The organism is Bacillus sp. NPDC094106 (assembly GCF_044764345.1).
GTDB lineage: Bacteria > Bacillota > Bacilli > Bacillales > Bacillaceae_G > Bacillus_A.
In genome coordinates this window covers 24,887-50,532 of sequence record NZ_JBIWHY010000018.1, presented here as the reverse complement: position 1 = coordinate 50,532, position 25,646 = coordinate 24,887, and the positions used below count along the sequence as shown (strand labels likewise).

Sequence of the window (25,646 nt, the reverse complement as noted above, 5' to 3'; positions counted from 1 at the left end):
AAAAATTTAAGGGTGAGAGAAATGAACGAACCGAAAATAGGCTTGGCTCTTGGATCTGGAGGTGCAAAAGGCTTTGCGCATGTGGGGATTATTAAAGTATTACGTGAAGCGAATATTCCTATTGATATGATTGCAGGAAGTAGCATAGGAGCATTAATTGGGACATTTTATGCGGCAAGTTGCAACGTTGAGAGGCTCTACCGATTGGCGACTGTATTTAAAAGAAAGTATTATTTGGATTTTACTGTACCGAAAATGGGATTTATTTCTGGGAAACGTGTAAAAGATATGATTAAAATGTTTACATACAATAAAAAATTAGAAGAGTTAGATATCCCAACTGCAGTTGTGGCCACTGACATTTTAAAGGGGGAAAAAGTTGTATTTACAAGCGGTTCTATTGCGGACGCGGTGAGAGCGAGTATCTCTGTGCCAGGAGTGTTTGTACCGGAGAAAATAGATGGTCGTTTATTAGTGGATGGTGGGGTGATTGATCGTATCCCTGTATCCGTTGTCAAAGAGTTAGGCGCTGACATTGTAATCGCTGTAGATGTATCTCCGATTAAGATCAATGGCGAAGTGACCTCTATCTATGATGTGATTATGCAAAGTATTGAAATTATGCAGCATGAGCTCATTGTCAATCGACAAATTGCATCGGATTTAATGATGCGTCCAGCAGTAGAGCGGTTTAGTTCACGTGCTTTTACGAATATTGAAGACATTATTCAAGTAGGAGAAGAAGAAGCGGAAAAACATATTCAAGATATTTATTTACTAATTGAACAGTGGAAGGAGAAAAATAATGTTTAAGCGTTTTCGGTTTATATATGCAATCCTAATAGGGGTTATATTGGCGATGTTACTTGTGTACGTACGCCTTCCGTATTATGTAACAAAACCAGGTATGGCAGCGAAATTAACGCCGTATGTACAAGTTGAAGGAGGAAAGAAAGAGTCTGGAGATTTTATGCTCGTAACCGTTTCGATGGGGCCTGCAAATGTGGTGAATTTAATAGCTGCACAATTTAATAAATATAATCATATTTCGAAAGCGGAAGAAATATTGCAAAAAGGTGAAAGTGATGAAGAATATCAATTTCGCCAAGAATATGCGATGAAAGATTCTCAAAACGCAGCCATTTATAATGCGTATAAGCGAGCGAATCGTTCAGTTTCCTTTCAAAACAAAGGGGTTTTAGTTGCTGGGATTGCGAAAAATATGCCATCAGAAGGAAAGTTAAAGCTAGGTGATGTCATTGTAAGTGTTGATGGACATCCTTTTGAAACAATAGATCAATTTGTGGAATACATGGCAGGTAAAAAAGAAGGCGATGTAGTAAGTGTTGAGTACATTCGAGGTGGAAAACATTCTACGGAAAAATTAACGCTAAAACAAATTCCTGATGGCAAGGGGCGTGTTGGTATTGGCGTTTCCATTGTTACTGAAAGGGAATTAGCAGTAGATCCAAAGGTAAAAATCGATTCACATGAAATTGGGGGACCATCAGCAGGATTAATGTTTACATTAGAAATTTATAATCAATTGACTGAAAAGGATATGACAAAAGGTCATGAGATTGCTGGAACGGGAACCATTAATGAAAAAGGAGAAGTTGGTCCGATTGGTGGGATTCAACAAAAGGTTGTAGCTGCTAGTGATGCAGGAGCCGAAATATTCTTTGCACCAAATGAAAAAGGGGCAAAGAAATCGAATTATAAAGATGCTCTTGAAGCGGCGAAGGATATTAAGACGAAAATGAAAATCGTGCCGGTAGATACATTGGATGATGCATTAGCGTATTTAGAAAAAATGCCTGAAAAAAAATAAACCTCTCGCTTCAGAGAGGTTTACTTTTTTCAGGTGTAATTCCTCTAATTTTAAACACAAGCAACGCAGTTGGATAGAAAAGAGCTACCCGATGTTAGGGGCTTTATAGGAACCTTACAGTTGTTTCATCATATCGGATTGGATGTTGTATGATATCTTGTTGTATACATTTCATACGGAAAGGTTCTTGTAACGCAGAAAGATAAACAGCGTTTGCTTTTCGTTCTATATCTAAAATTGGATGCTGGAATGTCTTTGTATGAGTAAGGATTGGAAGTTCTATTTTCTTTTTATTTTTGGAAATATAAGATTGTCCTTTTTGTGACATACCAAGCAGTCGAATATATGGTGCATGTTGCCCTATGTTTGCTCGTGCCATATCTTCTTTTGTTGTATTGGTTAAAATATGTGTACAAGCTCGTTGTAATCTAGTCCACGTATACCGCTTTGTTTTTAATGCTTCCATGAACGTAAGAAATGATGAAGAATTATGTATTTTTGATAAAATACGATGCTCTAAACCTTCTTCGATTTCATATATATGTTGTAGTTCCTGAGGAGACATTGTCAGGAGCTTGTATTTGAAAAATGAAAAATACTTTTCCCAGTTATGTAACATACCGTATGTTTGCTTGTAGTCTGCTAAAAGTGAGGAAGTTACATTCGGAACGAAAGGCTCAATATCTGTAAATGAACTGCTTTCGCTAAACAGTTGTTTACGAATACTTGTTGCACTTGCAATATGTTGATCTTGAAAGGTTTCGTCGTGATAATGGGATGCGAACCTTTTTATAGTTTGAGCATGTATGGAACTTTTTCGTGAAAGAATTGCCTCGATGTAATGTAAGCCTAAAATGTTATTCGGCTGTGACATATCTACAGTGTTTTCATGCGATGAAATATGTAAAAAGGCTTCAGATGTAGCTTTTGCGTAACTATTACCTGCATTCATAAATTGTTGTATGAGGCGATCAAAAGTATCCTTTTCTTTCTTTCGTAAAGAGATGGTGTTATAGAAATGTTCTGCTTTTCCATCTTCACTGCCGAAGCAAATTTCAGACACGCCAAGAGCATCTAAAATGGAAATCGCTCCATTTGCAAATGTTTCAGCTTTTTGAGTTGCAAACGCATAAGGGAGTTCGACAACAAGATCAACGCCACCTGCTAAAGCCATCTTTGTTCGATACCATTTTGATACGAGAGCTGGCTCGCCGCGTTGTAAAAAAGGGCCACTCATGACGGCAATTGTAACATCAGACTGTGTTAAGTTTTTTGTTTGTTGCACATGATAAGCATGACCGTTATGAAAGGGGTTATATTCAACAACAATACCGCTTGCCTTTATGATAATCTCTCCTTTCGGTGTAGCATCTTTTCTAAAAACATGATACTCTATATATTATTTACTATAATGACTCCATTATAGTGTAAAGAAAAAACATTGACAAATATAAAATGGCTAGCTATAATTTTGTTTGTTGCCTTGAGGTGATATGATATGAAATGGTCCATCCATCAATTAAACAAATTGAGACATAAAGGATTGACATTAGATGAGATGGTAGATGTAAGTGAGCTAAAAGAAGTCGAGAAAGAAATTCGTGAAATTCATCCTGTCCATGTAACAGGTAGAGTTGATTTTGGCTCCGGTAAGTTTACGTTCCATCTACATATAACTGGAAGCATGGTTTTACCATGTTCTCGCTCTTTAGTAGATGTGACATTACCATTTGACATTAAAACAACTGAGGTGTTCCAAACTTCAGAAGAAGAGTATGAAACGGAAGCTGAAATCCATTGTTTAGAAGGAGAAGTACTTGACTTACTCCCTATAATCAAGGAAAATATACTTTTGGAGATTCCAATGCAAATTTTCAGTGATGATGTTTCCGGTGGAGCACCGACGCAAGGTCAAGACTGGCAAGTGATTTCGGAAGAAAGCAAAGAAAAGCCTGTTGATCCACGATTAGCAGGACTTGCGAAGTTTTTTGACAAATAATCGGAAGACTGGTTCAGGCCTTCATATGAAAATAACTATTTCTTTTAAGGAGGTGGGAAGAATGGCTGTACCTTTTAGAAGAACTTCTAAAACAGTAAAAAGAAAGCGTCGCACGCATTTCAAATTATCAGTACCTGGTATGGTAGAGTGCCCAAGCTGTGGTGAAGCGAAATTAGCTCACCGTGTATGTAAAGCATGCGGTACTTACAAAGGTAAAGAAGTAATCAGCAAGTAATTGCAAAAAATAAACGTAGAAGAGTATCTTCTACGTTTATTTTTTTTGTCTTTTTCTATTAAGAAGAATGAAAGGTTTTTTGCCATTTTTCTCAAACATAACTTTGTGAAGGAAAGGGAGAGATGAGGATTGTAAACCTTTTAGTAGAACATAAAGAAGCGGTAATATGGATTACATTAAATCGGCCGAAACATCACGATGCAATTAATGGTGAAATGATGGATGCATTAGAAAAAGTGATACAAGACATTAGGTAAGAAGATGGGCTGAAGTGTGTAGTTATTTTGTGCAGAATGTGCACGGTTATGGGAATTGGAAGAGCATAGGCGAGCGATTGTTACAACTTTAAAGAAATAGAAAAAGATATTCTTTGCATGTTGGCATTCTATCTTTTCTAGTAACTGCATATGTTTAATAAAAAATGCATAAGGAGGACTAGAAAGATGGCGACAACACGACAAGATGCATGGAATGATGATGAAGACTTGCTTCTGGCAGAAGTAGTACTCCGGCATATTCGAGAAGGAGGAACGCAACTTTCCGCCTTTAAAGAGGTAGGTAGGAATTTATCTCGTACACCTGCAGCCTGTGGCTTCAGATGGAATTCTTACGTTAGAAAGCAGTATAAAGAACGTATTGAAGAAGCGAAACAAATTCGCAAGGTAGAGAATTATGAAGTGAAGCAACCGAAAGTGATAGAAAATTCATCTATATCTATTACATTGAATGATGTTATTGATTTCTTACAAAAATATAAAGATGAAAAAGAATCAAAAGTATTGCAACAGAAAATTGAATTACTGCAAAAGGAGAAAGAATGGCTTCTTCAGCGTTTAGCGGTATATGAGGAAGAGTATCGAACTTTGCTTGACTATATTGATCGAAAAAGAAGTGTAATGGTACTAGAGGCAAAAGAAAAAGATGCTGTGCATGAGCATGAAATATTAGAAAAGTTAAAAAAATAAAAACAGCTGTTACTCAGCTGTTTTTATTTTTATCCCGCTATTAACGAGCAGTAGACGATGAACACTGATTAAAGTGTCCCCTTATGCAGATTCTTCGTTTGTAACCGCATTCAAATTAGTTTCTGGGTACCAAATATAAAATTCGCCATCAGTCGTTGTTGTTTTTTGGAAATTTAGTTTATCCCAAAATGCGGCAGATTGAATGCGTGCTGTTGTTTTAATAGGAAATTGCAGTTGTTTCACATAATTAACAAGCATTTGACCGAAACCTTGCTTTTGGAAGTTTGGTAATACTTCAAGTTTGGAAAGCTCTACGTAAGATCCTGTAATTTCAAGGTTTGCCTCACCATGTCTTCTCATGTACAAACTCATACGTGCGATAAGAGATCCACCGTAATAAATGCCGTAAAATGGGGATTCGCTATCGTTTTCAATAATATTTGCTTGTAATTCTTCAAACATAGAGAGTTCTTGAGCACCACAGCCTTTGAATTTTTTGAATTCATCTAATGTTTTATAGTTGATGAGCAAGCGCTCAACTTTTGGGAATGTCATTTCACCACGTCCTTTTCTTGTCTTATAAAATAAAGAAAAGTATAAATATTTTCAATAATATTATAACTCATTTTTTCATTTTTATGAAGAACATAGAAAATTTCTTTCGGTATTTTTTGAAGATTTGCTACACTGGAATATGAAATGTATTGGTAATCAATATATACATGTAAGAGAAGAAGCTATGTTTGGTGAATGATAAATAGGATATAATCAATGTTATAACAATACATATTAGATGGGGGGAGTCAAGGGCTCTGAATGGACTGCAAGATATTTTTATATCTAGTGATTTAGGGGAGGCTCTTGCGTGAAGAGAAATGAAGATTGGAATTGTTGGTCCGGGAGCCATTGGTCTACTTTATGCATTTTATTTTAAAAAAAATGGGCAAGATGTTACATTGTTTACAAGAACATTCGAGCAAGCAGAGAGAATAATGCAGATGGGGATAACTTGCATTCAAAATGGAAAACGAGAAACTGTATTTCCGAATGTTTTGCCATTAGAAAATGTGTTAGGTGAGAGATTGGATTATACATTCATTGCTGTAAAACAGTATCATTTAACTGATATACTGCCTTTTATAACTGAACAACAACAACTAATCTTTTTGCAAAATGGGATGTCTCATCTTCAAGTCATGCAAAAATTACAGTGTGAAAATATGGCTGTAGGTATTGTAGAACATGGAGCAAAAAAGGTGAATGAACATACAGTACATCATACCGGGATAGGTGTTACAAAGTTTGGTCTGGTACGTGGTAATCATGTTCCATTTGAAGCGGTATTCAATTGTTTTTCTTCTCAATTGTTTTCGTTACAAGTAGAGAATGATTGGAAACAGACAATGTACAATAAATTGGTAGTGAATGTATGTATTAATCCTTTAACAGCGCTGTTTGGAGTGCAAAACGGAGAATTATTATCAAATCCATTTTTTTATCAAGCAATGAAGCAAGTATTTAATGAAGTTATATTTCTTATTAGAGAGGAAAAAAAAGAAGAGCTGTGGCGAATGGTTTGTCGTGTGTGTGAAAAAACGTCTAGTAATACATCTTCCATGTTAGCTGATGTGAAGGGAAAGCGAAAAACAGAAATTGACGCTATTGTTGGCTATGTGTTGGGGGAAGCGAAGAAACAGCAAAAACAAGTACCTACACTTCAATTTTTGTATAACGCAATAAGAGGATTAGAGCGGTAAGGTATATTCTTTGCTTTTGCATCAAACATTGACTACAATGTGGATTGGTGAGAGAACAGGATACGAAAGGAAGAATTATATGGAGATAAAAGAAATCTCTGTTCCGCTACAAGGTGTTGCGGCGGACTATAGGAAGGGCAAAAAAGAGATACAGGCATGTTTTGACTATCAGTTAACAGAAGATGGATTTAAACAACGTCTGCATGATTTACGTGATAAAAAGTTTTTCCGTCAAGATTTGGTGGAGCATTTATTAAAATATAATACACAGTTACATGCTGGAGAATATACGCTTCGTAATATAGAAGCGCTTGCAGATGAAAATACATATGTTGTTATCGGAGGACAACAAGCTGGACTATTAACAGGACCACTCTATACAGTGCATAAAATTATTTCGATATTACAGCTTGCGAAAGAGAAAGAAGCAAGTCTAGGGGTTCGAGTTGTTCCTGTTTTTTGGATTGCTGGTGAAGATCATGACATTGATGAAATTAATCATACATTTGTAACAAAAAATAAAAAAATAAAAAAGATGATTTTTCATGATCGTCATCCTAAAAAGGTAAGTGCCTCTGAATCGGATCTTTCAATTGAAGACTGCAGAAAGTGGATCGATGAGATTTTTAAAACGTATCCAGAAACAAATTTTACAAAAGATGTATTACAATTCGTTGAGGATGCCTTGCAGAAGTCTCGGACATATGTAGATTTCTTCGCACACCTCATTATGAAGCTGTTTACAGATACAGGCTTGATTCTTGTCGATTCACATCATCCAGCACTTAGGAAATTAGAAGTTTCCTTTTTCAAACAAATTATAAGCCGATATAAAGCAGTTCAGGAAGCTCTTCATAGTCAACAGCAGATCATTAGAGAACAAGGGTATAAGCCAATTATTGAAACCAAATCAAATGCAATACATGTATTTATGCAAATTGACGAAGAGCGTGTATTGTTAGAAGAAAAGAATGGGGAATTTGTTGGGCAAGATGGTACGTATTCATTTTCGTATGAAGAATTGATAGGGGAAATGGAAAGAAATCCAGAGCGATTTAGCAATAATGTTGTAACTAGGCCGCTTATGCAGGAATATATTTTCCCGACATTAGCGTTTATTGGAGGGCCAGGTGAGATTGCGTACTGGAGTGAATTACAGCAAGTATTTCATGTGTTTGGTTTCCAAATGCCTCCGGTTGTTCCGCGTCTTACAATTAGCTATATGGAACGGAATATTATAACAGATTTATATGATCTACATTTACAAGAAAGCGATCCGTTTGTAAAAGATATAGGTGAAATACGTGAAAACTGGCTGTCTAATCAAATAGAAGAGCCAATAGAAGAGCAATTCCTTGAAGCGAAAAAGGGAATGATGGAAATTCACACATCCTTACAACAGTTTGTAAAAAGGATAGATCCTGGTTTAAATGATTTTGCTGGAGAAAATGAGCGGAAAATTAAAGAACAAATTGAATTGTTAGAAAGAATGTTAAAACGAAATGTTGAGAAAAAACATGAAGTTGAGTTGAATAAATTTCGCCGTCTACAATTTGCGCTTCGGCCACTAGGAGCGCCGCAAGAACGAGTATGGAATATATGTTATTATTTAAATCAGTTCGGTCTTGATTTTGTTCAAAGAGTGATGGAGCAGTCTTATTCTTGGGATGGAAAGCATCACGTTATAAAACTATAAAATCTTGCTCTTCGGAGCAGGATTTTATTTTTGTTCTGTGGAATTACCTGTAAAATAATAATTTTCTGAATTGTATGATTAGATGGCTGGATAGTGCTCATAATAAATAAAATAAACATATATGACAAAATAGCACAAAATGTAAACGTATTATTATGTTTTTCGACATGTTTTTATTTAAATTCCCGCAAAAAATGATAAAATTTAGTATATAATAAATTAAAGCTGCGATCAGTGGATAATCCTTTTCACTAATGGTGAGTTGAATGAGTCGCACTTTAACATTGTTTATTTTTCCAGCTTATATATATTAGCTAGGAGAAAGAAGTGCGTTCAGCATAATTATTTGGAAAAAGAGTAGGTGCAACGATGTTTAAACACGTAACAGTGCTTTTAAAAGAAACAGTAGATGGCTTGGATATAAAGCCAGATGGTACATATGTAGATTGTACGTTAGGTGGCGGCGGTCATAGTTCTTATCTATTATCCCAGCTAACGGAAGGGGGAAAGTTAATTGCATTTGATCAAGATGAGATTGCGATTCAAAATGCAAAAGAAAAATTTTCTTCTTATGGTGATCAATTTGTAACAGTGAAGAGTAACTTTCGTTATTTATCAGAAAAGCTACATGAATTAGGTATTACAGAAGTAGATGGGATTTTATTTGATTTAGGCGTTTCTTCCCCTCAATTAGATACACCAGAGCGTGGTTTTAGTTACCATCATGATGCGCCGTTAGATATGCGGATGGATCAAGATGCCCCGTTAACAGCATATGATGTTGTGAACAGCTGGTCATATGAACAACTCGTAAGAATTTTCTTCCAGTATGGTGAAGAGAAATTTTCAAAACAAATTGCAAGAAAAATTGAAGCGTATCGTGAGAGTAAGGCAATTGAAACGACAGGGGAGTTAGTAGAGTTAATTAAAGAAGGAATTCCTGCTCCAGCTCGTAGAACAGGTGGACATCCTGCAAAACGAGTATTTCAAGCGATTCGTATTGCTGTAAATGATGAATTGAAAGTATTTGAGGAAGCATTGGAATCTGCAATTGAAATGGTCAAGCCTGGCGGAAGAATTAGTGTGATTACATTCCATTCGTTAGAAGATCGTATTTGTAAAACAACATTTAAACGAAATAGTACAACACCACAGCTTCCTCCTGGATTACCAATTATTCCTGATGAGTTTAAGCCGAAACTAAAGCTTATCACAAGAAAGCCGCTTTTACCTTCTGATGTAGAGTTAGAAGAAAATAATCGTGCGCGTTCTGCGAAGTTACGGATCGCCGAAAAACGATAAAAGGAGAGAGGTATGACAAATTTAGCTGTAAAGTACAAACAACAAGCGCAAGAACAGGTACAGTTACAGTCTCAAGTTCCACAGCAGATGGTACAACCAAAAGCTAAAGCGAAGATTACAAGAATTGAGAAACTGTTGTATGTGGCTTTTATTGGCTTTTTATTATATGCCTGTGTAGCTTTTATTGGTAATAAGGCTGGATTATACCAAGTTGATGCAGAAGCAGCAAATATAGAGGATACAATTGTGAAACAACAAAAAGAAAATCAAGAATTACAAGCTGAAGTAGAAAAATTAAGTCGCTATGAGCGTATCGCTGAAATTGCAAAAAAACACGGGCTAGAAATTAACGCGAATAATGTAAAAGGCCTACAATAAATAGGTGTGAAACAAATATGAAGATGAATATGAACAAACTTCATACTAATAAGGGAGCAGGTTACTTTATGATATTTTTCCTCCTGCTCTTTTTGCTGTTGCTAGCCCGATTCTTTTATATTCAAGCAACAGGAACAGTGCATAATCAGGACTTAGAGAAACTTGCCCAAGATAAACATAGTAAAACAGGTATACTTGAAGCGAACCGTGGAACGATTTATGACCAAAATGGACATGTGTTAGCACAAGATGCGAACTCCTACAAGCTTGTCGCAACGTTGAAAGGCGAAAAGCCGGTAAAAGATAAAGAGGACGCTGCTAAAAAAATTGCAGGTGTACTCGGAGCGAGCGAAGATGAAATTTTAGCCACTTTAAAAAAAGATAAGAGTCAGGTAGAGTTTGGAACGATAGGAAAGAACTTGACGAAAGAGAAGAAAGAACAAATAGAAGCTCTTAACATACAAGGGATTTCATTTGTTACCGAAAAAGCAAGAGTGTATCCGAATGGAGACTTTGCGTCTTATGTATTAGGTTATGCAAGACCAGATGATAAAGATGGTGTTACAAAAGGAGAATATGGGTTAGAACAGAGTTTAGACAAATTTTTACGTGCTTCTAATGGAAGTGTGGGATATACAGGGGGACGTAATGGAGTTCCTCTTGAAGGCGGAAAACAAAATATAAAACCGCCTAAAAATGGAGATAATGTGTATTTGACAATTGACCAGCGCATTCAAAGCTTTTTAGAAAATGCGATGAAGGCGGCGGAGAAGCATTATAAACCTGAAATGTTAACTGCAGTTGTGGCAGATCCGAAAACTGGGAAAATATTAGCGATGTCCAGTAGTCCTAGTTTTGATCCCAATAAACCTGTTGTTAAAAATTTTTTAAATGTGCCAGTCGCAAATGCGTTTGAGCCAGGGTCGACGATGAAGATTTTCACATTGGCAGCAGCGATTAATGAAGGGAAATATAACGGTCAGGAATATTATCAGTCTGGTACATATTCAGTTGGAAATCGTAAAATAAAAGATCATAATGATGGTGCTGGTTGGGGATCTATTACGTTCGATGAAGGGGTTGAGCGTTCTTCGAACGTTGCATTTGCTATTTTAGGAGATCAAAAACTTGGACCAGACCTTTTCCGTCAATATATTCATAAGTTTGGACTGGATGAAAAGACGGGGATTGATTTACAAGGTGAAGTTGAAAATAAAATTGTATTTGATTCGCAAATTCAGCAAGTAACAACAGCGTTTGGGCAAGGTTCTACTGTCACTCCAATACAGCTTGTACAAGCTGCAACAGCGATTGCAAATGATGGGAAAATGATGAAACCTTATGTAATCGATCGAATTGTAGATCCAATAACAGAGAAGGCGGAATTACAGCATAAGCCAGAAGAGGTAGGGAAGCCAGTTTCAAAAGAAACAGCAGCACAAGTAAGACAATTACTAGAACGTGTTGTTACATCACCGAAAGGAACAGGGAATGCCTACAAGATAGATGGATACTCGGTTGGTGGTAAAACAGGAACAGCACAAATTCCTGATGGAAAAGGCGGTTATATGACTGGAAGAGAGAATTATATTTTCTCATTCCTAGGTATGGCACCGATAGACGACCCTCAATTGATTGTCTATTTGGCAATTAAGCAACCGAAATTAAAAGATAATGAATACGGGGCACAACCACTTGCTGAAATATTTAAATCAGTAACAAAAGATAGTTTAGAGTATTTAAAGATTAAACCACAAGAAGTAAAAGATCCGAAGAAATATGTAAAAGAACAGCAAGCCGTTGTTCCAGATGTTACTGGAAAAACGATGGAAGAGGCGGCAAAAGCGTTAGAGGAGAAAGAGAAATTCCGTCCAATTAAACTAGGTGAAGGTAAAGTGAAACAGCAAGTGCCAAAAGCAACTGAAAAAACATTGAAGGGCGATCGAATCTTCTTAGTAGGGGATAAACCGACAATGCCAAATATACAGGGCTGGGCACTGCGTGATGTTATGAATTTAGCAAAAACGTTAAATCTTAACTTGAAACCATCTGGTACAGGGTATGTAACAGAACAAAGTGTAGCGGAAGGAACATTGCTGCAACCTGGTACAGAATTAGCTGTAACACTTGTGCCGCCACTTGAACCGCAGCAAGAGGCGGATAAACCTTAACATGAAAATAAAGAGTGGATATAAACGAAAGTAGAAAGTTCTAATCAAATAGGTACAAGCATATATTGGAACAAGCTAGGCGTAAGGGAGGCTTGTTCCAATATGCGTGTGTCAAATGTAACTGTTAGGAAACGACTTATTTTTATACTGGTATCTGGGATACTTATTTTTACAATTATTGATATTCGTCTTGGATATGTGCAGTTTTTTCTTGGAAATATGTTGACAGATCGTGCGAAGGATTCGTGGAGTCGTAATATTACTTTTGAACCTGAGCGCGGGAAGATCTTAGATCGAAACGGTGTAGAGCTTGCAACAAATAAAAGTGCGCCAACTGTCTTTGTTGTACCGAGGCAAATTGAAAAGCCAGCAGAGACTGCAGAGAAATTAGCTGCAGTTTTAGGTGTGGACAAAGAGGAAATTTACAAGCGGATTACAAAAAAAGAATCCATTGTAAGATTGGATAAAGGCGGAAGGAAAATTTCGCATGATAAGGCGAAAGAAGTACGTGGTTTAAGCTTAAAAGGTGTTTATATTGCTGAAGATTCTATTCGGTATTATCCATTCGGAAAATACTTATCGCACGTATTAGGGTTTGCTGGTAGTGATAATCAGGGTCTTATGGGACTTGAGGCGTATTATGATAAAGAATTAAATGGTGATAAAGGCCATGTCCGCTTTTTTGCAGATGCAAAAGGGCAACGGATGCCAAATGTTGGTGATGATTTTAAAAAACCAGAGGCTGGTCTGGATTTGAAATTAACAATCGATTCTCGTATCGAAACAATTATGGAAAGAGAGCTTAATATAGCAGAATCCACTTATAATCCAGACGGTATGATTGCAATTGCTATGAATCCGAAGAATGGTGAAATTTTAGGGATGTCGAGTCGTCCAAGTTTTGATCCGACAGACTTTCAGAGTGTTTCACCAGAGGTATTTAATCGAAACTTGCCCGTATGGAGTACATATGAGCCAGGATCGACTTTTAAAATCATTACATTGGCAGCTGCTTTAAATGAAAAATTAGTAGACTTAGAGAAAGATACGTTTTATGATGATGGAGCAGCTGAAGTTGGTGGTGCTAGGTTACGTTGTTGGAAAGCTGGAGGGCATGGTAGTCAAACGTTTTTAGAAGTTGTCCAAAACTCTTGTAACCCAGGTTTTATTGAGCTTGGAGATCGTCTTGGAAAAGAGAAGTTATTCCAATACATTCGGGATTTTGGTTTCGGACAGAAGACAGGGATTGACCTGCAAGGAGAAGGAAAAGGGATTTTATTTAACTTAGATAAGGTTGGTCCAGTTGAACAAGCGACGACTTCTTTTGGTCAAGGTGTTTCTGTTACACCAATTCAGCAAGTTGCTGCGGTAGCTGCAGCTGTAAATGGTGGAACGTTATATCAACCATATATTGCAAAGGAATTTGTTGATCCATCGAATAATCAGGTTGTAAGCAAGAAAACGCCAGTTGCAAAAAGAAAAGTTATTTCCAAGGAAACATCAGAGAAAGTTCGCTATGCGTTAGAGAATGTTGTAGCGAAAGGTTCTGGTAAAGGTGCATATATTGATGGTTATCGTGTTGGTGGAAAGACGGGGACTGCCCAAAAGGTAAAAGACGGAAAATACTTAGACAATAACTATATTGTATCTTTTATTGGATTTGCTCCAGCAGATGATCCGCAAATTGTAGTATATGTTGCAGTTGATAATCCGAAAGGAGTAACTCAATTTGGTGGGGTGGTTGCTGCACCAATTGTTGGAAATATACTTCGTGATGCGCTTCCTGCTATGGGAGTAGAGCCGAGAAAAGAGCAAGTTGAAAAAGAATATAAATGGGGCGATACGCCTACTGTAGAAGTTCCAGATTTAATTGGAATGAACAAGAAGGATTTACAAACACAGCTTGTAGATTTACAACTCGATGTAAGTGGTGAAGGAGAAAAGGTAATTAAACAATCACCAGAAGCGGGTGCTAAAGTAAAAGAGGGCTCGAAAATTAGAATTTACTTCGGTAATTAAAGGTAAGAGGTTGTGTTTTATGATACAATTGGTGGAAGTTAGTTCAATATAGAAGACTTGTTTTCATAGAAATTTAATTTCTATGAAGATGCGATATATTTCTTCTGAAAATAAGGGCTAAGATGAAGTTGGTCAGTTGAGATGATTATACGTCTCATTGATAAACGGGTCTATTTTCAGATCGTTAGGCAACAATCTTCCGTCTTAATTTTGAAGGCGGGAGATATGTATTGCCTATTAAGTAAGAGATAAATAAACAATGTAGAGAGGGTTTAGTGAAATGAAGTTGCACACACTTGTATCATGTTTGCATGATTTTCCAGTTGTTCCAAAAGAAAATCCAGAAATTACATCTATTGAAGCTGATTCACGTAAAGTGACAAATGGAAGCTTATTTGTATGTATGAAAGGGTATACGGTTGATAGCCATGATTTTGCTAAGCAAGCAGCCGCGCAAGGTGCGGCTGCTATTGTTGCGGAAAGACCGATTGATGTTGACGTTCCAGTTGTACTTGTGAAAAATACTTATCGTTCATTAGCAGTGCTAGCTGATTATTTTTATGAGCAGCCAACACACAAGTTGCACTTAATTGGGATTACAGGTACAAATGGAAAGACAACAACATCGCACATTATGGATGAGATTATGCGAGCGCACGGTCATAAAACAGGGCTAATTGGAACAATTAATATGAAAATCGGTGATGAAACATTCGAGGTGAAAAATACAACGCCAGATGCACTGACACTTCAACAAACGTTTCACCGTATGGTTGAGCAAAACGTAAATAGCGCAGTAATGGAAGTTTCTTCACATGCATTAGATCTTGGCCGTGTACATGGCTGCGATTATGATGTGGCAGTATTTACAAATTTAACACAAGATCATTTAGATTATCATAAGACGATGGAAGAATATAAACATGCAAAAGGTTTGCTTTTTGCACAGCTTGGTAATAGCTATCATCATAATCGTGAAAAGTATGCTGTGTTAAACAATGATGATCCAGCATCGGAAGAATATATAAGAAGTACAGCGGCTACGGTTATTACTTATGGAATTGATACACGTAGCGATGTTATGGCAAAGGATATTGTCATGACGAGCGGTGGTACAACATTTACTCTCGTTACACCTTATGAGAGTAAAAATATTACGATGAAATTAATAGGAAAGTTTAATGTATACAATGTTTTAGCGGCAACAGCAGCGTCTCTTGTTTCTGGTGTGGCTTTACAAACAATTATTGATGTTGTGAAAAGTTTGACTGGTGTTCCAGGACGTTTTGAAGTTGTGGATGGCGGACAGGATTATACAGTTATTGTCGATTATGCTCATACACCAGATAGTTTGGAAAATGTACTAACAACAGCGAAGCAATTTGCGAAAGGGAATGTGTACTGTATTGTTGGATGTGGTGGTGATCGTGACCGGACGAAAAGACCAATTATGGCGGGGGTTGCCACAGCATATGCAACGCATGCAGTCTTGACTTCAGATAACCCAAGGAGTGAAGATCCACAAGCTATTTTGGATGATATGATAACTGGTGCAAAAGGGAATAATTATGAAGTAATTGTGGATCGGAAAGAAGCGATTTTCCATGCGATTTCTGAAGCGAAAGCGAAAGATATCATTATTATTGCTGGAAAAGGGCATGAAACGTATCAAATTATTGGAAAAGAAGTACATCATTTTGACGATCGTGAAATTGCTAAAGAAGCAATTTCGAATTGTTTAAACAACAAAGAATAACAACATGAGAGGGGGACTACATGTGCTTGAACAAGGTTTATTAGTAACGGCAGGGGTGGCATTCTTAATTTCTGTTGCCCTTTCGCCATTGTTTATTCCATTTTTACGAAAATTAAAGTTTGGACAGAGCATTCGTGACGAAGGTCCAAAATCGCATCAAAAGAAATCAGGAACACCAACGATGGGTGGTATTGTTATTTATGTGTCTATGATGGTGACGACACTAATCATGGCAATTAAATTTGAATATTTAGGTGCAGAAGTATCATTACTATTATTAGTTACTTTTGGTTATGGATTGATTGGCTTTTTGGATGACTACATAAAAGTCGTTAAGAAAAGAAATCTTGGTTTAACATCAAAACAAAAATTAATCGGTCAACTTGTCATTGCAATTGCGTTTTTTGTCATCGCAAAAGGACAGGGATTCGATACACATTTAATGATTCCAGGAACGGATGTTAAATTTGATTTACACTGGGCGTATTTTATTCTTGTACTATTTATGCTTATTGGTGGATCCAATGCAGTCAATTTGACAGACGGTTTAGATGGACTGTTATCAGGGACAGCTGCAATTGCATTTGGGGCATTTAGTATCATTGCTGTTGCTCAAGGGCAATATGCAGTAGCGATTTTCTGTATGGCAGTTGTAGGGGCTGTACTTGGATTTTTAGTGTTTAATGCGAATCCAGCTAAAGTATTTATGGGAGATACAGGTTCCCTTGCTTTAGGTGGCGCGATAGCTGCAGTAGCGATTTTATTAAAACAAGAATTATTACTTGTTGTTATTGGCGGCGTATTTGTAATGGAAACTTTATCTGTTATCATTCAAGTTATTTCATTTAAAACGACTGGAAAGCGTGTTTTTAAAATGAGTCCACTGCATCATCATTATGAATTATGTGGTTGGTCAGAATGGCGTGTTGTTGTAACGTTCTGGTCTGTAGGATTTTTATTAGCGATATTAGGAATTTATATCGGAGTGTGGATGTAATTGAAAACTGTGACTGACTATCAAAATAAAAATATTCTTGTATTAGGTATCGCAAAAAGCGGTTATGCAGCTGCAACTTTATTAAAAAATTTAGGTGCAAATGTGATTGTAAATGACGGAAAGCCATTAGCTGATAATGCGCTAGCTGCAGAATTGCAAGCAAAAGGAATGGATGTTGTATGTGGAGGTCATCCATTAGAGTTATTAGAAAGAAATATCTCACTTGTTGTGAAAAATCCTGGGATTCCATATTCTAATCCATTACTTGTTGCAGCGAAAGAAAAACAAATTCCGATTGTAACAGAAGTAGAGTTAGCGTATTGTATCTCAGAGGCGCCGTTTGTTGGAATTACGGGTTCTAATGGTAAAACAACAACGACAATGCTAACATTTGAAATGTTGAAAGAAGGACAAAAGCACCCTGTTATCGCTGGAAATATAGGTACGGTAGCATGTGAAGTGGCGCAAGGGGCAAAAGAAAGTGAAGTAGTTGTTACAGAACTTTCATCTTTCCAATTGATGGGAGTAGAAACATTCCGACCTAAAATCGCAGCATTTTTAAATTTATTTGAAGCGCATTTAGATTATCATGGTACGAAGAAAGAGTATGGTTTAGCGAAAGCAAATATTTTTAAAAGCCAAACTGAAACGGATTATAGTGTAATTAATGCAGATGATGCAGATGTGATGTCTTTAGCAGCAAATAGTAAAGGGCAAAAAGTACTATTTTCAGCTACGAAAGAAATTGAAGATGGTGCGTGTGTAAAAGATAACGCTCTTTATTTTAAAGGCGAGAAAGTTGTTGAAATTCAGGATATCGTTTTACCTGGTAAACATAACTTAGAAAATATTTTAGCAGCAATGAGCATTGCTAAATTATTAGGTGTAGCAAATGAGGCTATTGTTACAGTATTAAAACGTTTTACGGGTGTAAAACATCGTCTAGAGTACGTAACAACAATTAAGAATCGTAAGTTTTATAATGATTCAAAAGCAACGAATATGTTAGCGACGGAAAAGGCGTTATCAGCATTTACAGGGCCTGTTATTTTACTAGCAGGTGGACTTGATCGCGGTAATGAATTTGATGATTTAATTCCATATTTTGAACATGTAAAAGCGATTGTAACATTTGGACAAACTGCACCAAAGTTAGTGAAGGCAGCAGAAAAAGCAGGGATAGATATCATTGAAAGTGTCGATAATTTGGAAGAGGCGGTAGAAAGAGCTTACGTTCATTCTACAGATGGAGATGTTATCCTTCTTTCACCAGCATGTGCAAGCTGGGATCAATTTAAAACATTTGAAGAAAGAGGAGACATTTTTATACAAGCCGTGCATAAACTTATATAAAGTAAATCAAAACATCAGTAGGCTAACACCTACTGATGTTTTGTTACATAGGACAAAATGCTTCGTCCAAAGAGGTGGTGTTCATTGCCAATGAAAAAAACGCCTGATTTCATTCTCATTATCGTTACGCTCTTGTTGCTAACAATCGGGATGATTATGGTTTACAGTGCAAGTGCTGTCTGGGCCTCCTATAAGATGGGTGATTCATTCTTTTTTGTAAAACGACAACTATTATTTGCGGGAATTGGAGTAGCAGCGATGTTTTTTATTATGAAAATCGACTATTGGGTGTGGCGTACCTATTCAAAAGTAATTTTGCTCGTTTGTTTTATTCTCCTGATTCTTGTTTTAGTTCCTGGAGTGGGACTTGTTCGAGGGGGAGCGCGAAGCTGGATTGGAATCGGAGCATTTTCGATTCAACCATCAGAATTTATGAAATTCGCGATGATTATTTTTTTGGCGAAATTTTTATCAGAAAGACAAAAGTTGATTACATCGTTTAAACATGGTTTACTCCCAGCACTTGGTTTTGTATTTGTTGCCTTTGGAATGATTATGCTTCAACCGGATCTTGGAACAGGAACAGTAATGGTTGGGACATGTATCATAATGATTTTCATTTCGGGAGCACGTGTTTTTCATTTTGCAATGTTAGGATTAGTTGGAGTAGCAGGATTTGTTGGATTAATTGCATCGGCACCATATCGAATGAAACGGATTACATCCTATTTAGATCCATGGTCGGATCCGCTTGGAAGTGGATTTCAGATTATTCAATCGTTACTTGCGATTGGTCCGGGTGGTTTATTTGGGCTTGGACTTGGACAAAGTAGACAAAAATTTCTTTATTTACCGGAACCCCAAACAGATTTTATATTTGCGATTTTATCCGAAGAATTAGGTTTTATTGGTGGTTCGTTTGTGTTATTATTATTTAGTCTGTTATTATGGCGCGGGATTCGTATAGCATTAGGAGCGCCTGATTTATATGGTACGTTTTTAGCAGTAGGTATTGTGGCGATGATTGCGATTCAAGTGATGATTAATATTGGTGTTGTAACGGGATTGATGCCTGTTACAGGAATTACTTTGCCATTTCTAAGTTATGGTGGATCAAGTTTGACTTTGATGCTAATGGCAGTTGGCGTATTATTGAATATAAGTCGTCACTCTCGCTACTAAACCCTGTTTATAAGACAGGGTTTTTCGTTTGTGTGTAGAAAACGGAAAATATAGTATGAATGTAGGAATAATTACAATTGAAATTAGAACAGAGAAGCGGAGGAATTTGTAGTGCGAGTATTAGTTAGTGGTGGTGGCACAGGTGGTCATATATATCCAGCCCTTGCTTTAATTAGGGAAATAAAAAAACTACATCCTGAAGCACGATTTTTATACATTGGTACGGAAAATGGATTGGAAAGCACAATTGTTCCAAAAGCAGGTATACCGTTTCAATCTATTGTTATTAGTGGATTTAAGCGAAAAATCTCCCTTGATAATGTGAAAACAGTAATGCGTTTTCTAAAAGGTGTCCAGGATAGTAAAAGATATATTCGTCGGTTTAATCCTGATGTTGTGATTGGTACAGGTGGCTATGTATGTGGTCCGGTCGTATATGCGGCAGCGAAATTAGGGATTCCAACTATTGTACATGAACAAAATAGTGTACCTGGTGTAACGAATAAATTTTTGAGTCGCTATGTGGATAAAGTTGCTGTTTGTTTTGAAGCAGCGTCTGAGCATTTCCCACAATCTAAAGTTGTTATGACAGGAAATCCACGTGCATCAGAAGTAATGAACCAAAATGGAATGAAAGGGAAGCGCTCTGTTGGATTATCGCTTTCTAAAAAGTCTGTTCTTATTTTTGGTGGGAGTCGCGGAGCGAGACCAATTAATGATGCTTTTGTAGAAGCAATTGAACAATTTGGTAACAAAAATTATGAAGTATTGTATATTACTGGTGAAGTGCATTATGATAAAGTAATGGAAGCTGTGAAACAAAAAGGGAATCCAGGTAATGTGATTATTAAACCGTTCATTCATAATATGCCAGAGGTACTTACTGGTGTAGATCTTGTTGTTTCACGAGCTGGTGCAACAACGCTTGCTGAGTTGACAGCGTTAGGGAAACCAAGTATTTTGATTCCAAGTCCTTATGTGACAAATAATCATCAAGAGAAAAATGCACAATCAGTTGTTGATAAAGGAGCGGCAAAAATGCTTCTTGAAAAAGATTTAACAGCTGAAACGCTTCTTCGTGATATTGATGAGATTTTATTAGACACACAAACATTACAAAATATGAAACTAGCTGCTAAGCAGCTAGGAATTCCAGATGCAGCCAACAAGTTATTTGAAGTAATGAACAAGCTTGTTGAAAATAACGTTAGGTGAATGCCCTGCATACTACTGTAGTAAGGAGACTTAATATGGGGGGAGATCATCATGGAACAATTAGCAAATGAACTTATAGAAGAAAAAGTTGGGAAGGTATTCGTAAATGAATCATTAGCTCGTTATACAACTATGAAAATAGGGGGACCAGCTGATATTTTAATTATGCCAAGCGGTGCTGCCGGTGTTGAGAAAATTTTAGATTTGGTAACAAAACACAAAATAAAATGGACGGCAATTGGGCGTGGTTCGAATCTTCTTGTTTCTGATAAAGGTATCGAGGGTGTTGTAATTCGTTTAGGAGAAGGATTAGATCACCTAGAAGTAGAAGAAGCTATTGTAAGAGTTGGTGGAGGATATCCTCTTATTAAGTTGTCGACATTACTTAGTCGCCAAGGGCTAGCTGGATTAGAGTTTGCAAGTGGTATTCCAGGAAGTGTTGGCGGTGCAGTATATATGAATGCTGGTGCTCATAAATCTGATATCTCGAAAATTTTAACGAGAGCTTGCATTATGTTTGAAGATGGGACAGTTAAGTGGTTAACAAAAGAAGAGATGGAATTCTCTTATCGTACTTCTGTTTTACAAACAAAGCGCCCTGGTATTGTATTAGAAGCTGAATTTCAGCTGAAAACAGGAGAACGTGAAGAAATTGTTCGTATCATGCAAAAAAATAAAGACTATCGCCGTGAAACACAGCCATGGAATCACCCTTGTGCAGGTAGTATATTTAGAAATCCGCTACCGCATTTTGCTGGAGATTTAGTAGAAAAGGCTGGTCTTCGTGGGTATCAAATTGGCGGTGCGAAAATTTCTGAAATGCATGGGAATTTTATTGTCAATACAGGATCTGCATCAGCACAAGATGTTTTAGATTTAATCGCATTTGTCAAAAAAACAATCAAAGAACAATTTGATATAGATATGCATACAGAAGTAGAAATCATTGGAAGATAACTGTTATATGTTCCGCTCATTATCATTTATGGTATAATAAGAAGATAAGAACGGCATGAAGAACATGCCGTTCTTTATGTTACATAGGGGGATCGTACATGAAAAATAGTAAAGTTATTAGACTACAAGATCGTGTACCTAAATTAAAAAATCAAAAGAAAAGGAATAAAAAAACTGTCAATCACCGATTAATTTTATACATATCGATTTTATTTTTATTAGTACTTTTTTTAATTTATTTTCGGTCTCCACTTAGTAATATAAAAAAGATAAGTGTTTTTGGAAATCATTACATGACAGATGAACAAGTCCTGAAAGAATCTGGAGTTACATATGAAACAAGTTATTTTCGGGTAACAGCGCATAAGGCGGAAGAAAATTTAACGAAACAAAAAGAAATTAAAGCAGTAAATGTCAAGAAACGTTTTCCAAACAAAATCGATATCCATATCGAAGAATATGTAACGATAGGATATATAAATAAAGGCGGGAAATTACAACCACTTTTAGAAAACGGCAAAACACTTGATGTGCTTCCAAATGGAAAATTGCCTGTTGCAGCTCCGATTTTCGAACCATTTAAAGAAGAGAAAATGAAAGAGTTAATTGCAGAACTAAAAAAATTAACACCGACTATTCTAAGATCTATTTCTGAAATTCGTTATACTCCAACGAATTCAAATGAAGACCATCTTACTTTATATATGAATGAAGGCTATGAAGTTAGTACAACTATTCAGGATTTCGCAAAGCGTATGGAAGCTTATCCATTAATTTTGAAACAAATAGAACCAGGTAAGAAAGTTCTAATTGATTTAGAAGTTGGGACATATGTGAAGTATTTAGATGGTGAAGAAAAGAAATAGAAGAATAGTAGTTTTGTTTCTTTTTTCATACAAAAACAGCACGTACGTTCTCTTATGTAGGGATTGATTTGATGAAAAATATTTAGATTTTCTTCGATTCGTACTAGGATTGGTACAAGTTTCACTTTTCTATGAGTACATCTTAGTGTAGACTTATATTTGGCGGTAATCTTTGCATTTGAAGTAGATTTATTTCAAAATAAAGCAGGCATTCACAGATTGCTGCAATATTATTAAGTGAATGTTAAATAAAAATAAGAAAAATACAGGGTTAAAAAAGGGAAATGCATAAAGACGTTGAATATTTTTCTTATAAATAGTAAAGTTGCGATTGGTGTTCCATATATTGACTTGTATGGTATAAATAAAGAAGGAGGTGCCAAAGAATGAACAGCAATGAAATATATGTTAGTCTTGACATCGGTACATCCAATGTTAAAGTCATCATTGGTGAAATGGTTAATGACAGCTTAAACATTATTGGTGTTGGAAACGTAAAATCAAATGGTTTGAAAAAGGGCTCTATAGTTGACATAGACGAGACTGTTCGATCAATTAAAAAAGCAATTGAACAAGCTGAACGCATGGTGGGAATTCACATTGAACAAGTTGTTGTAGGTGTCAATGCAAACCAAGTACAGTTGCTTCCTTGCCACGGAGTAGTCGCTGTTTCAAATGAAGATCGTGAAATCGGGAATGATGATGTTTTACGAGTTCTAGATGCAGCGCAAGTTGTATCAATTGCTCCTGAACGTGAATTTATTGATGTGGTGCCTCGACAATTCATTGTAGACGGTCTTGACGAGATTAACGATCCGCGCGGGATGATCGGCGTAAGATTAGAAATGGAAGGTACATTAATTACAGGCTCAAGAACTTTACTACATAACTTACTTCGTTGTGTAGAAAAAGCTGGTCTTGAAATTGTGGATATTTGCCTGCAACCGTTAGCGGCTGCGACAGTTGCTTTATCTTCTGATGAAAAAAACAGAGGAGTGGCCCTTGTTGATATTGGCGGGGGATCTACAACTTTATCCATTTTTAGAGATGGAGAGTTACAAGCGACGAGTGTATTGCCATTAGGTGGAGATCATATAACAAAGGATATCGCCATAGGGCTAAAAACTTCAACAGAGAATGCAGATCAAATTAAGCTGAAATATGGACATGCTTTTTATGATACGGCTTCTGAAGAAGAGATGTTTACGGTTCCTATTATGGGAAGCGATCAAACAGAACAGTATTCTCAATTAGAGTTATCTGATATTATTGAGGCACGTGTAGAAGAAATTTTAATGTTTGTTCAAGACGAAGTGCGCAAATTGGGAGTGAAACAAGTAGCTTCTGGTTATGTGCTTACTGGTGGTATTGCTTCTATGCCAGGTATTCTAGATCTTGCATCTGATATTTTACATGAAAATGTTCGTATAGCAACTCCAGATTATATTGGTGTTCGTGAGCCTCAATATACAATTGGAGTTGGGCTAATTAAACACTCTTATCAAAAAGCTAAATTACGAGGGAAAAGCGTTCAAGAAACGCAAGAGCATTTTGACCCAGTACCAGCAACGATGCCGGTACAACAGCAACCTGTGAAACAAAAAACTCGTAATCAAAACAATAATGATCAAAATGATGAACGTATGATGTCAAAAGTAAAACGTGTATTCCGTTACTTATGGGATTAAAATTTGACAAGAAAAATGAGGTTCTAGGGGGATTTCGACATGTTAGAGTTTGATACTACTCAAGATCAATTAGCGAATATAAAAGTTATCGGTGTCGGCGGCGGCGGAAATAATGCTGTAAATCGTATGATTGAGCATGGCGTACAAGGTGTAGACTTTATCGCCGTAAATACTGATGCACAAGCATTAAATCTATCAAAAGCTGAAACGAAAATGCAAATTGGTGGAAAATTAACGCGTGGACTTGGTGCCGGCGCAAATCCTGAAGTAGGAAAAAAAGCTGCTGAAGAAAGTAAAGAGCAGATCCAAGAAGCACTTCGCGGTGCAGATATGGTCTTTGTAACAGCTGGTATGGGCGGTGGAACTGGAACTGGTGCAGCTCCAGTAGTCGCACAAGTTGCAAAGGAATTAGGCGCATTAACAGTTGGTGTTGTAACGCGTCCATTTACATTTGAAGGACGTAAACGTGCAACACAAGCTGCATCTGGTATTGCAGCATTTAAAGAAAATGTAGATACATTGATTGTAATCCCAAATGATCGTTTACTAGAAATTGTAGATAAAAATACACCGATGTTAGAAGCGTTCCGTGAAGCGGATAACGTATTACGCCAAGGTGTTCAAGGTATTTCAGATTTAATTGCTACACCTGGTCTTATTAACTTAGACTTTGCAGACGTAAAAACTATTATGTCTAATAGAGGTTCAGCATTAATGGGTATCGGTTCTGGTAATGGTGAAAATCGTGCTGCGGAAGCTGCAAAGAAAGCAATTTCTAGTCCGCTACTAGAAACATCTATTGATGGCGCACAAGGTGTTATTATGAACATTACAGGTGGCGCAAACTTAAGTTTATATGAAGTACAAGAAGCAGCAGATATTGTAGCTTCAGCTTCAGATCCAGAAGTGAATATGATTTTCGGTTCTGTTATTAATGAAGGATTAAAAGATGATATTGTTGTAACTGTTATTGCAACTGGTTTTGATGATAGTATTTCAGTTCAACCGCCAAAACCATTTGTACGTCCGGCAACGAATTCAAATTACGCACAACAACAACCAGCAGCTCAACCACAAAAACAACGTGAAGTAAAACGCGAAGTGAAACGTGAAGAGCCTGTTGTACATGATCGTAATACGGATTCAGATGATATCGATATCCCAGCATTTTTACGTAACCGTCGTAGACGATAAAAGAAAAGGAGCTTTCATTTAGCTCCTTTTTTAGTTGTTTAAAAAATGTTAAAACTAGATTTGCCTGTCTAGCTATTGGCAGACT

At 36.7% G+C, this 25,646-nt stretch carries 23 protein-coding genes and 1 pseudogene; 22 read left to right on the top strand and 2 right to left on the bottom strand.

What is annotated here, in order from left to right:
• The first annotated feature begins 21 nt into the window (after positions 1-21).
• Positions 22-813, top strand: a complete 792-nt coding sequence (locus ACIQ7L_RS22240; protein ID WP_141523160.1) for a patatin-like phospholipase family protein — start codon at positions 22-24, stop codon at positions 811-813.
• Positions 806-1,831, top strand: coding sequence for a SepM family pheromone-processing serine protease (locus tag ACIQ7L_RS22235; RefSeq protein WP_400571712.1), 1,026 nt, complete (start codon positions 806-808; stop codon positions 1,829-1,831). Before ACIQ7L_RS22240 ends, ACIQ7L_RS22235 begins: the two co-directional genes overlap by 8 nt.
• 103 nt (positions 1,832-1,934) lie before the next feature.
• Here the strand turns inward: ACIQ7L_RS22235 and ACIQ7L_RS22230 are convergent, their stop codons facing one another.
• Positions 1,935-3,176, bottom strand: coding sequence for a nucleotidyltransferase (locus tag ACIQ7L_RS22230; RefSeq protein ID WP_400571813.1), 1,242 nt, complete (start codon positions 3,174-3,176; stop codon positions 1,935-1,937).
• Between the two features lie 153 nt (positions 3,177-3,329).
• On the opposite strand from ACIQ7L_RS22230, the gene ACIQ7L_RS22225 reads away from it, so the two are divergent.
• The 4 genes from ACIQ7L_RS22225 (at position 3,330) to ACIQ7L_RS22210 (ending at position 5,030) form a co-directional block, all read left to right on the top strand.
• Positions 3,330-3,830, top strand: coding sequence for a YceD family protein (locus tag ACIQ7L_RS22225; RefSeq protein ID WP_097895059.1), 501 nt, complete (start codon positions 3,330-3,332; stop codon positions 3,828-3,830).
• A gap of 61 nt (positions 3,831-3,891) precedes the next feature.
• Entirely contained in the window at positions 3,892-4,065 is a 174-nt protein-coding gene (rpmF, locus tag ACIQ7L_RS22220) for a 50S ribosomal protein L32 (RefSeq protein WP_001984764.1), read from the top strand.
• Positions 4,066-4,187: 122 nt separating this feature from the next.
• Entirely contained in the window at positions 4,188-4,322 is a 135-nt protein-coding gene (locus ACIQ7L_RS22215) for a hypothetical protein (RefSeq protein WP_255257249.1), read from the top strand.
• Between the two features lie 186 nt (positions 4,323-4,508).
• Positions 4,509-5,030: an RsfA family transcriptional regulator gene (locus ACIQ7L_RS22210; RefSeq protein WP_400571709.1), complete on the top strand. Its 522-nt coding sequence runs from the start codon at positions 4,509-4,511 to the stop codon at positions 5,028-5,030.
• Between the two features lie 81 nt (positions 5,031-5,111).
• Here the strand turns inward: ACIQ7L_RS22210 and ACIQ7L_RS22205 are convergent, their stop codons facing one another.
• Positions 5,112-5,585: an N-acetyltransferase gene (locus tag ACIQ7L_RS22205; RefSeq protein ID WP_400571707.1), complete on the bottom strand. Its 474-nt coding sequence runs from the start codon at positions 5,583-5,585 to the stop codon at positions 5,112-5,114.
• A 320-nt stretch (positions 5,586-5,905) separates the two neighbouring features.
• Here ACIQ7L_RS22205 and panE point away from each other — a divergent pair, with 320 nt between their 5' ends.
• The 16 genes and pseudogenes from panE (at position 5,906) to ftsZ (ending at position 25,561) form a co-directional block, all read left to right on the top strand.
• On the top strand, positions 5,906-6,787 hold the full coding sequence (panE, locus tag ACIQ7L_RS22200) for a 2-dehydropantoate 2-reductase (protein ID WP_400571705.1): 882 nt from the start codon (positions 5,906-5,908) through the stop codon (positions 6,785-6,787).
• A 79-nt stretch (positions 6,788-6,866) separates the two neighbouring features.
• Positions 6,867-8,483 carry a bacillithiol biosynthesis cysteine-adding enzyme BshC gene (bshC, locus tag ACIQ7L_RS22195; RefSeq protein WP_400571704.1) on the top strand — a complete coding sequence of 539 codons (1,617 nt, stop codon included), beginning with the start codon at positions 6,867-6,869 and terminating at the stop codon, positions 8,481-8,483.
• 369 nt (positions 8,484-8,852) lie between these two features.
• Positions 8,853-9,785 carry a 16S rRNA (cytosine(1402)-N(4))-methyltransferase RsmH gene (gene rsmH, locus ACIQ7L_RS22190; RefSeq protein ID WP_097895070.1) on the top strand — a complete coding sequence of 311 codons (933 nt, stop codon included), beginning with the start codon at positions 8,853-8,855 and terminating at the stop codon, positions 9,783-9,785.
• A 12-nt stretch (positions 9,786-9,797) separates the two neighbouring features.
• On the top strand, positions 9,798-10,163 hold the full coding sequence (ftsL, locus tag ACIQ7L_RS22185; RefSeq protein WP_097895071.1) for a cell division protein FtsL: 366 nt from the start codon (positions 9,798-9,800) through the stop codon (positions 10,161-10,163).
• 17 nt (positions 10,164-10,180) lie between these two features.
• A complete protein-coding gene (locus tag ACIQ7L_RS22180; protein ID WP_400571702.1) occupies positions 10,181-12,334 on the top strand; it encodes a penicillin-binding protein in 2,154 nt (717 codons plus the stop codon).
• Positions 12,335-12,436: 102 nt separating this feature from the next.
• Positions 12,437-14,353: a stage V sporulation protein D gene (locus ACIQ7L_RS22175; RefSeq protein ID WP_400571700.1), complete on the top strand. Its 1,917-nt coding sequence runs from the start codon at positions 12,437-12,439 to the stop codon at positions 14,351-14,353.
• Between the two features lie 280 nt (positions 14,354-14,633).
• A complete protein-coding gene (locus ACIQ7L_RS22170) occupies positions 14,634-16,109 on the top strand; it encodes a UDP-N-acetylmuramoyl-L-alanyl-D-glutamate--2,6-diaminopimelate ligase (protein ID WP_400571698.1) in 1,476 nt (491 codons plus the stop codon).
• 22 nt (positions 16,110-16,131) lie between these two features.
• Complete coding sequence (gene mraY, locus ACIQ7L_RS22165; protein WP_400571696.1) at positions 16,132-17,106, top strand: phospho-N-acetylmuramoyl-pentapeptide-transferase; 975 nt, start codon at positions 16,132-16,134, stop codon at positions 17,104-17,106.
• The gene (gene murD / locus ACIQ7L_RS22160; RefSeq protein WP_097895081.1) at positions 17,107-18,459 is read left to right on the top strand and encodes a UDP-N-acetylmuramoyl-L-alanine--D-glutamate ligase; all 1,353 of its coding nucleotides are present in this window, start codon (positions 17,107-17,109) and stop codon (positions 18,457-18,459) included.
• 90 nt (positions 18,460-18,549) lie between these two features.
• A complete protein-coding gene (gene spoVE, locus ACIQ7L_RS22155; protein WP_400571811.1) occupies positions 18,550-19,641 on the top strand; it encodes a stage V sporulation protein E in 1,092 nt (363 codons plus the stop codon).
• Positions 19,642-19,752: 111 nt separating this feature from the next.
• On the top strand, positions 19,753-20,856 hold the full coding sequence (murG, locus tag ACIQ7L_RS22150; protein WP_335358984.1) for an undecaprenyldiphospho-muramoylpentapeptide beta-N-acetylglucosaminyltransferase: 1,104 nt from the start codon (positions 19,753-19,755) through the stop codon (positions 20,854-20,856).
• A 51-nt stretch (positions 20,857-20,907) separates the two neighbouring features.
• Entirely contained in the window at positions 20,908-21,813 is a 906-nt protein-coding gene (gene murB, locus ACIQ7L_RS22145; RefSeq protein ID WP_400571694.1) for a UDP-N-acetylmuramate dehydrogenase, read from the top strand.
• Between the two features lie 98 nt (positions 21,814-21,911).
• Entirely contained in the window at positions 21,912-22,679 is a 768-nt protein-coding gene (locus ACIQ7L_RS22140; RefSeq protein ID WP_400571692.1) for a cell division protein FtsQ/DivIB, read from the top strand.
• Between the two features lie 135 nt (positions 22,680-22,814).
• Positions 22,815-22,916, top strand: a pseudogene (locus tag ACIQ7L_RS22135) (small basic protein); the annotation flags it as partial.
• 149 nt (positions 22,917-23,065) lie between these two features.
• On the top strand, positions 23,066-24,367 hold the full coding sequence (ftsA, locus tag ACIQ7L_RS22130; RefSeq protein WP_400571690.1) for a cell division protein FtsA: 1,302 nt from the start codon (positions 23,066-23,068) through the stop codon (positions 24,365-24,367).
• Positions 24,368-24,406: 39 nt separating this feature from the next.
• Positions 24,407-25,561 (top strand): cell division protein FtsZ, encoded by a 1,155-nt coding sequence (gene ftsZ / locus ACIQ7L_RS22125; RefSeq protein ID WP_400571688.1) that lies wholly within the window; start codon positions 24,407-24,409, stop codon positions 25,559-25,561.
• The last annotated feature ends 85 nt before the right edge of the window (positions 25,562-25,646 follow it).

Bases quoted from the DNA above. Each gene is read 5' to 3' on its own strand.
- ACIQ7L_RS22240 (WP_141523160.1), top strand. From the start codon at position 22: ATGAACGAACCGAAAATAGGCTTGGCTCTTGGATCTGGAGGTGCAAAA.
- ACIQ7L_RS22235 (WP_400571712.1), top strand. From the start codon at position 806: ATGTTTAAGCGTTTTCGGTTTATATATGCAATCCTAATAGGGGTTATA.
- ACIQ7L_RS22225 (WP_097895059.1), top strand. From the start codon at position 3,330: ATGAAATGGTCCATCCATCAATTAAACAAATTGAGACATAAAGGATTG.
- rpmF (WP_001984764.1), top strand. From the start codon at position 3,892: ATGGCTGTACCTTTTAGAAGAACTTCTAAAACAGTAAAAAGAAAGCGT.
- ACIQ7L_RS22215 (WP_255257249.1), top strand. From the start codon at position 4,188: ATGAGGATTGTAAACCTTTTAGTAGAACATAAAGAAGCGGTAATATGG.
- ACIQ7L_RS22210 (WP_400571709.1), top strand. From the start codon at position 4,509: ATGGCGACAACACGACAAGATGCATGGAATGATGATGAAGACTTGCTT.
- ACIQ7L_RS22205 (WP_400571707.1), bottom strand. From the start codon at position 5,585: ATGACATTCCCAAAAGTTGAGCGCTTGCTCATCAACTATAAAACATTA.
- panE (WP_400571705.1), top strand. From the start codon at position 5,906: ATGAAGATTGGAATTGTTGGTCCGGGAGCCATTGGTCTACTTTATGCA.
- bshC (WP_400571704.1), top strand. From the start codon at position 6,867: ATGGAGATAAAAGAAATCTCTGTTCCGCTACAAGGTGTTGCGGCGGAC.
- rsmH (WP_097895070.1), top strand. From the start codon at position 8,853: ATGTTTAAACACGTAACAGTGCTTTTAAAAGAAACAGTAGATGGCTTG.
- ftsL (WP_097895071.1), top strand. From the start codon at position 9,798: ATGACAAATTTAGCTGTAAAGTACAAACAACAAGCGCAAGAACAGGTA.
- ACIQ7L_RS22180 (WP_400571702.1), top strand. From the start codon at position 10,181: ATGAAGATGAATATGAACAAACTTCATACTAATAAGGGAGCAGGTTAC.
- ACIQ7L_RS22175 (WP_400571700.1), top strand. From the start codon at position 12,437: ATGCGTGTGTCAAATGTAACTGTTAGGAAACGACTTATTTTTATACTG.
- ACIQ7L_RS22170 (WP_400571698.1), top strand. From the start codon at position 14,634: ATGAAGTTGCACACACTTGTATCATGTTTGCATGATTTTCCAGTTGTT.
- spoVE (WP_400571811.1), top strand. From the start codon at position 18,550: ATGAAAAAAACGCCTGATTTCATTCTCATTATCGTTACGCTCTTGTTG.
- murB (WP_400571694.1), top strand. From the start codon at position 20,908: ATGGAACAATTAGCAAATGAACTTATAGAAGAAAAAGTTGGGAAGGTA.
- ACIQ7L_RS22140 (WP_400571692.1), top strand. From the start codon at position 21,912: ATGAAAAATAGTAAAGTTATTAGACTACAAGATCGTGTACCTAAATTA.
- ftsA (WP_400571690.1), top strand. From the start codon at position 23,066: ATGAACAGCAATGAAATATATGTTAGTCTTGACATCGGTACATCCAAT.
- ftsZ (WP_400571688.1), top strand. From the start codon at position 24,407: ATGTTAGAGTTTGATACTACTCAAGATCAATTAGCGAATATAAAAGTT.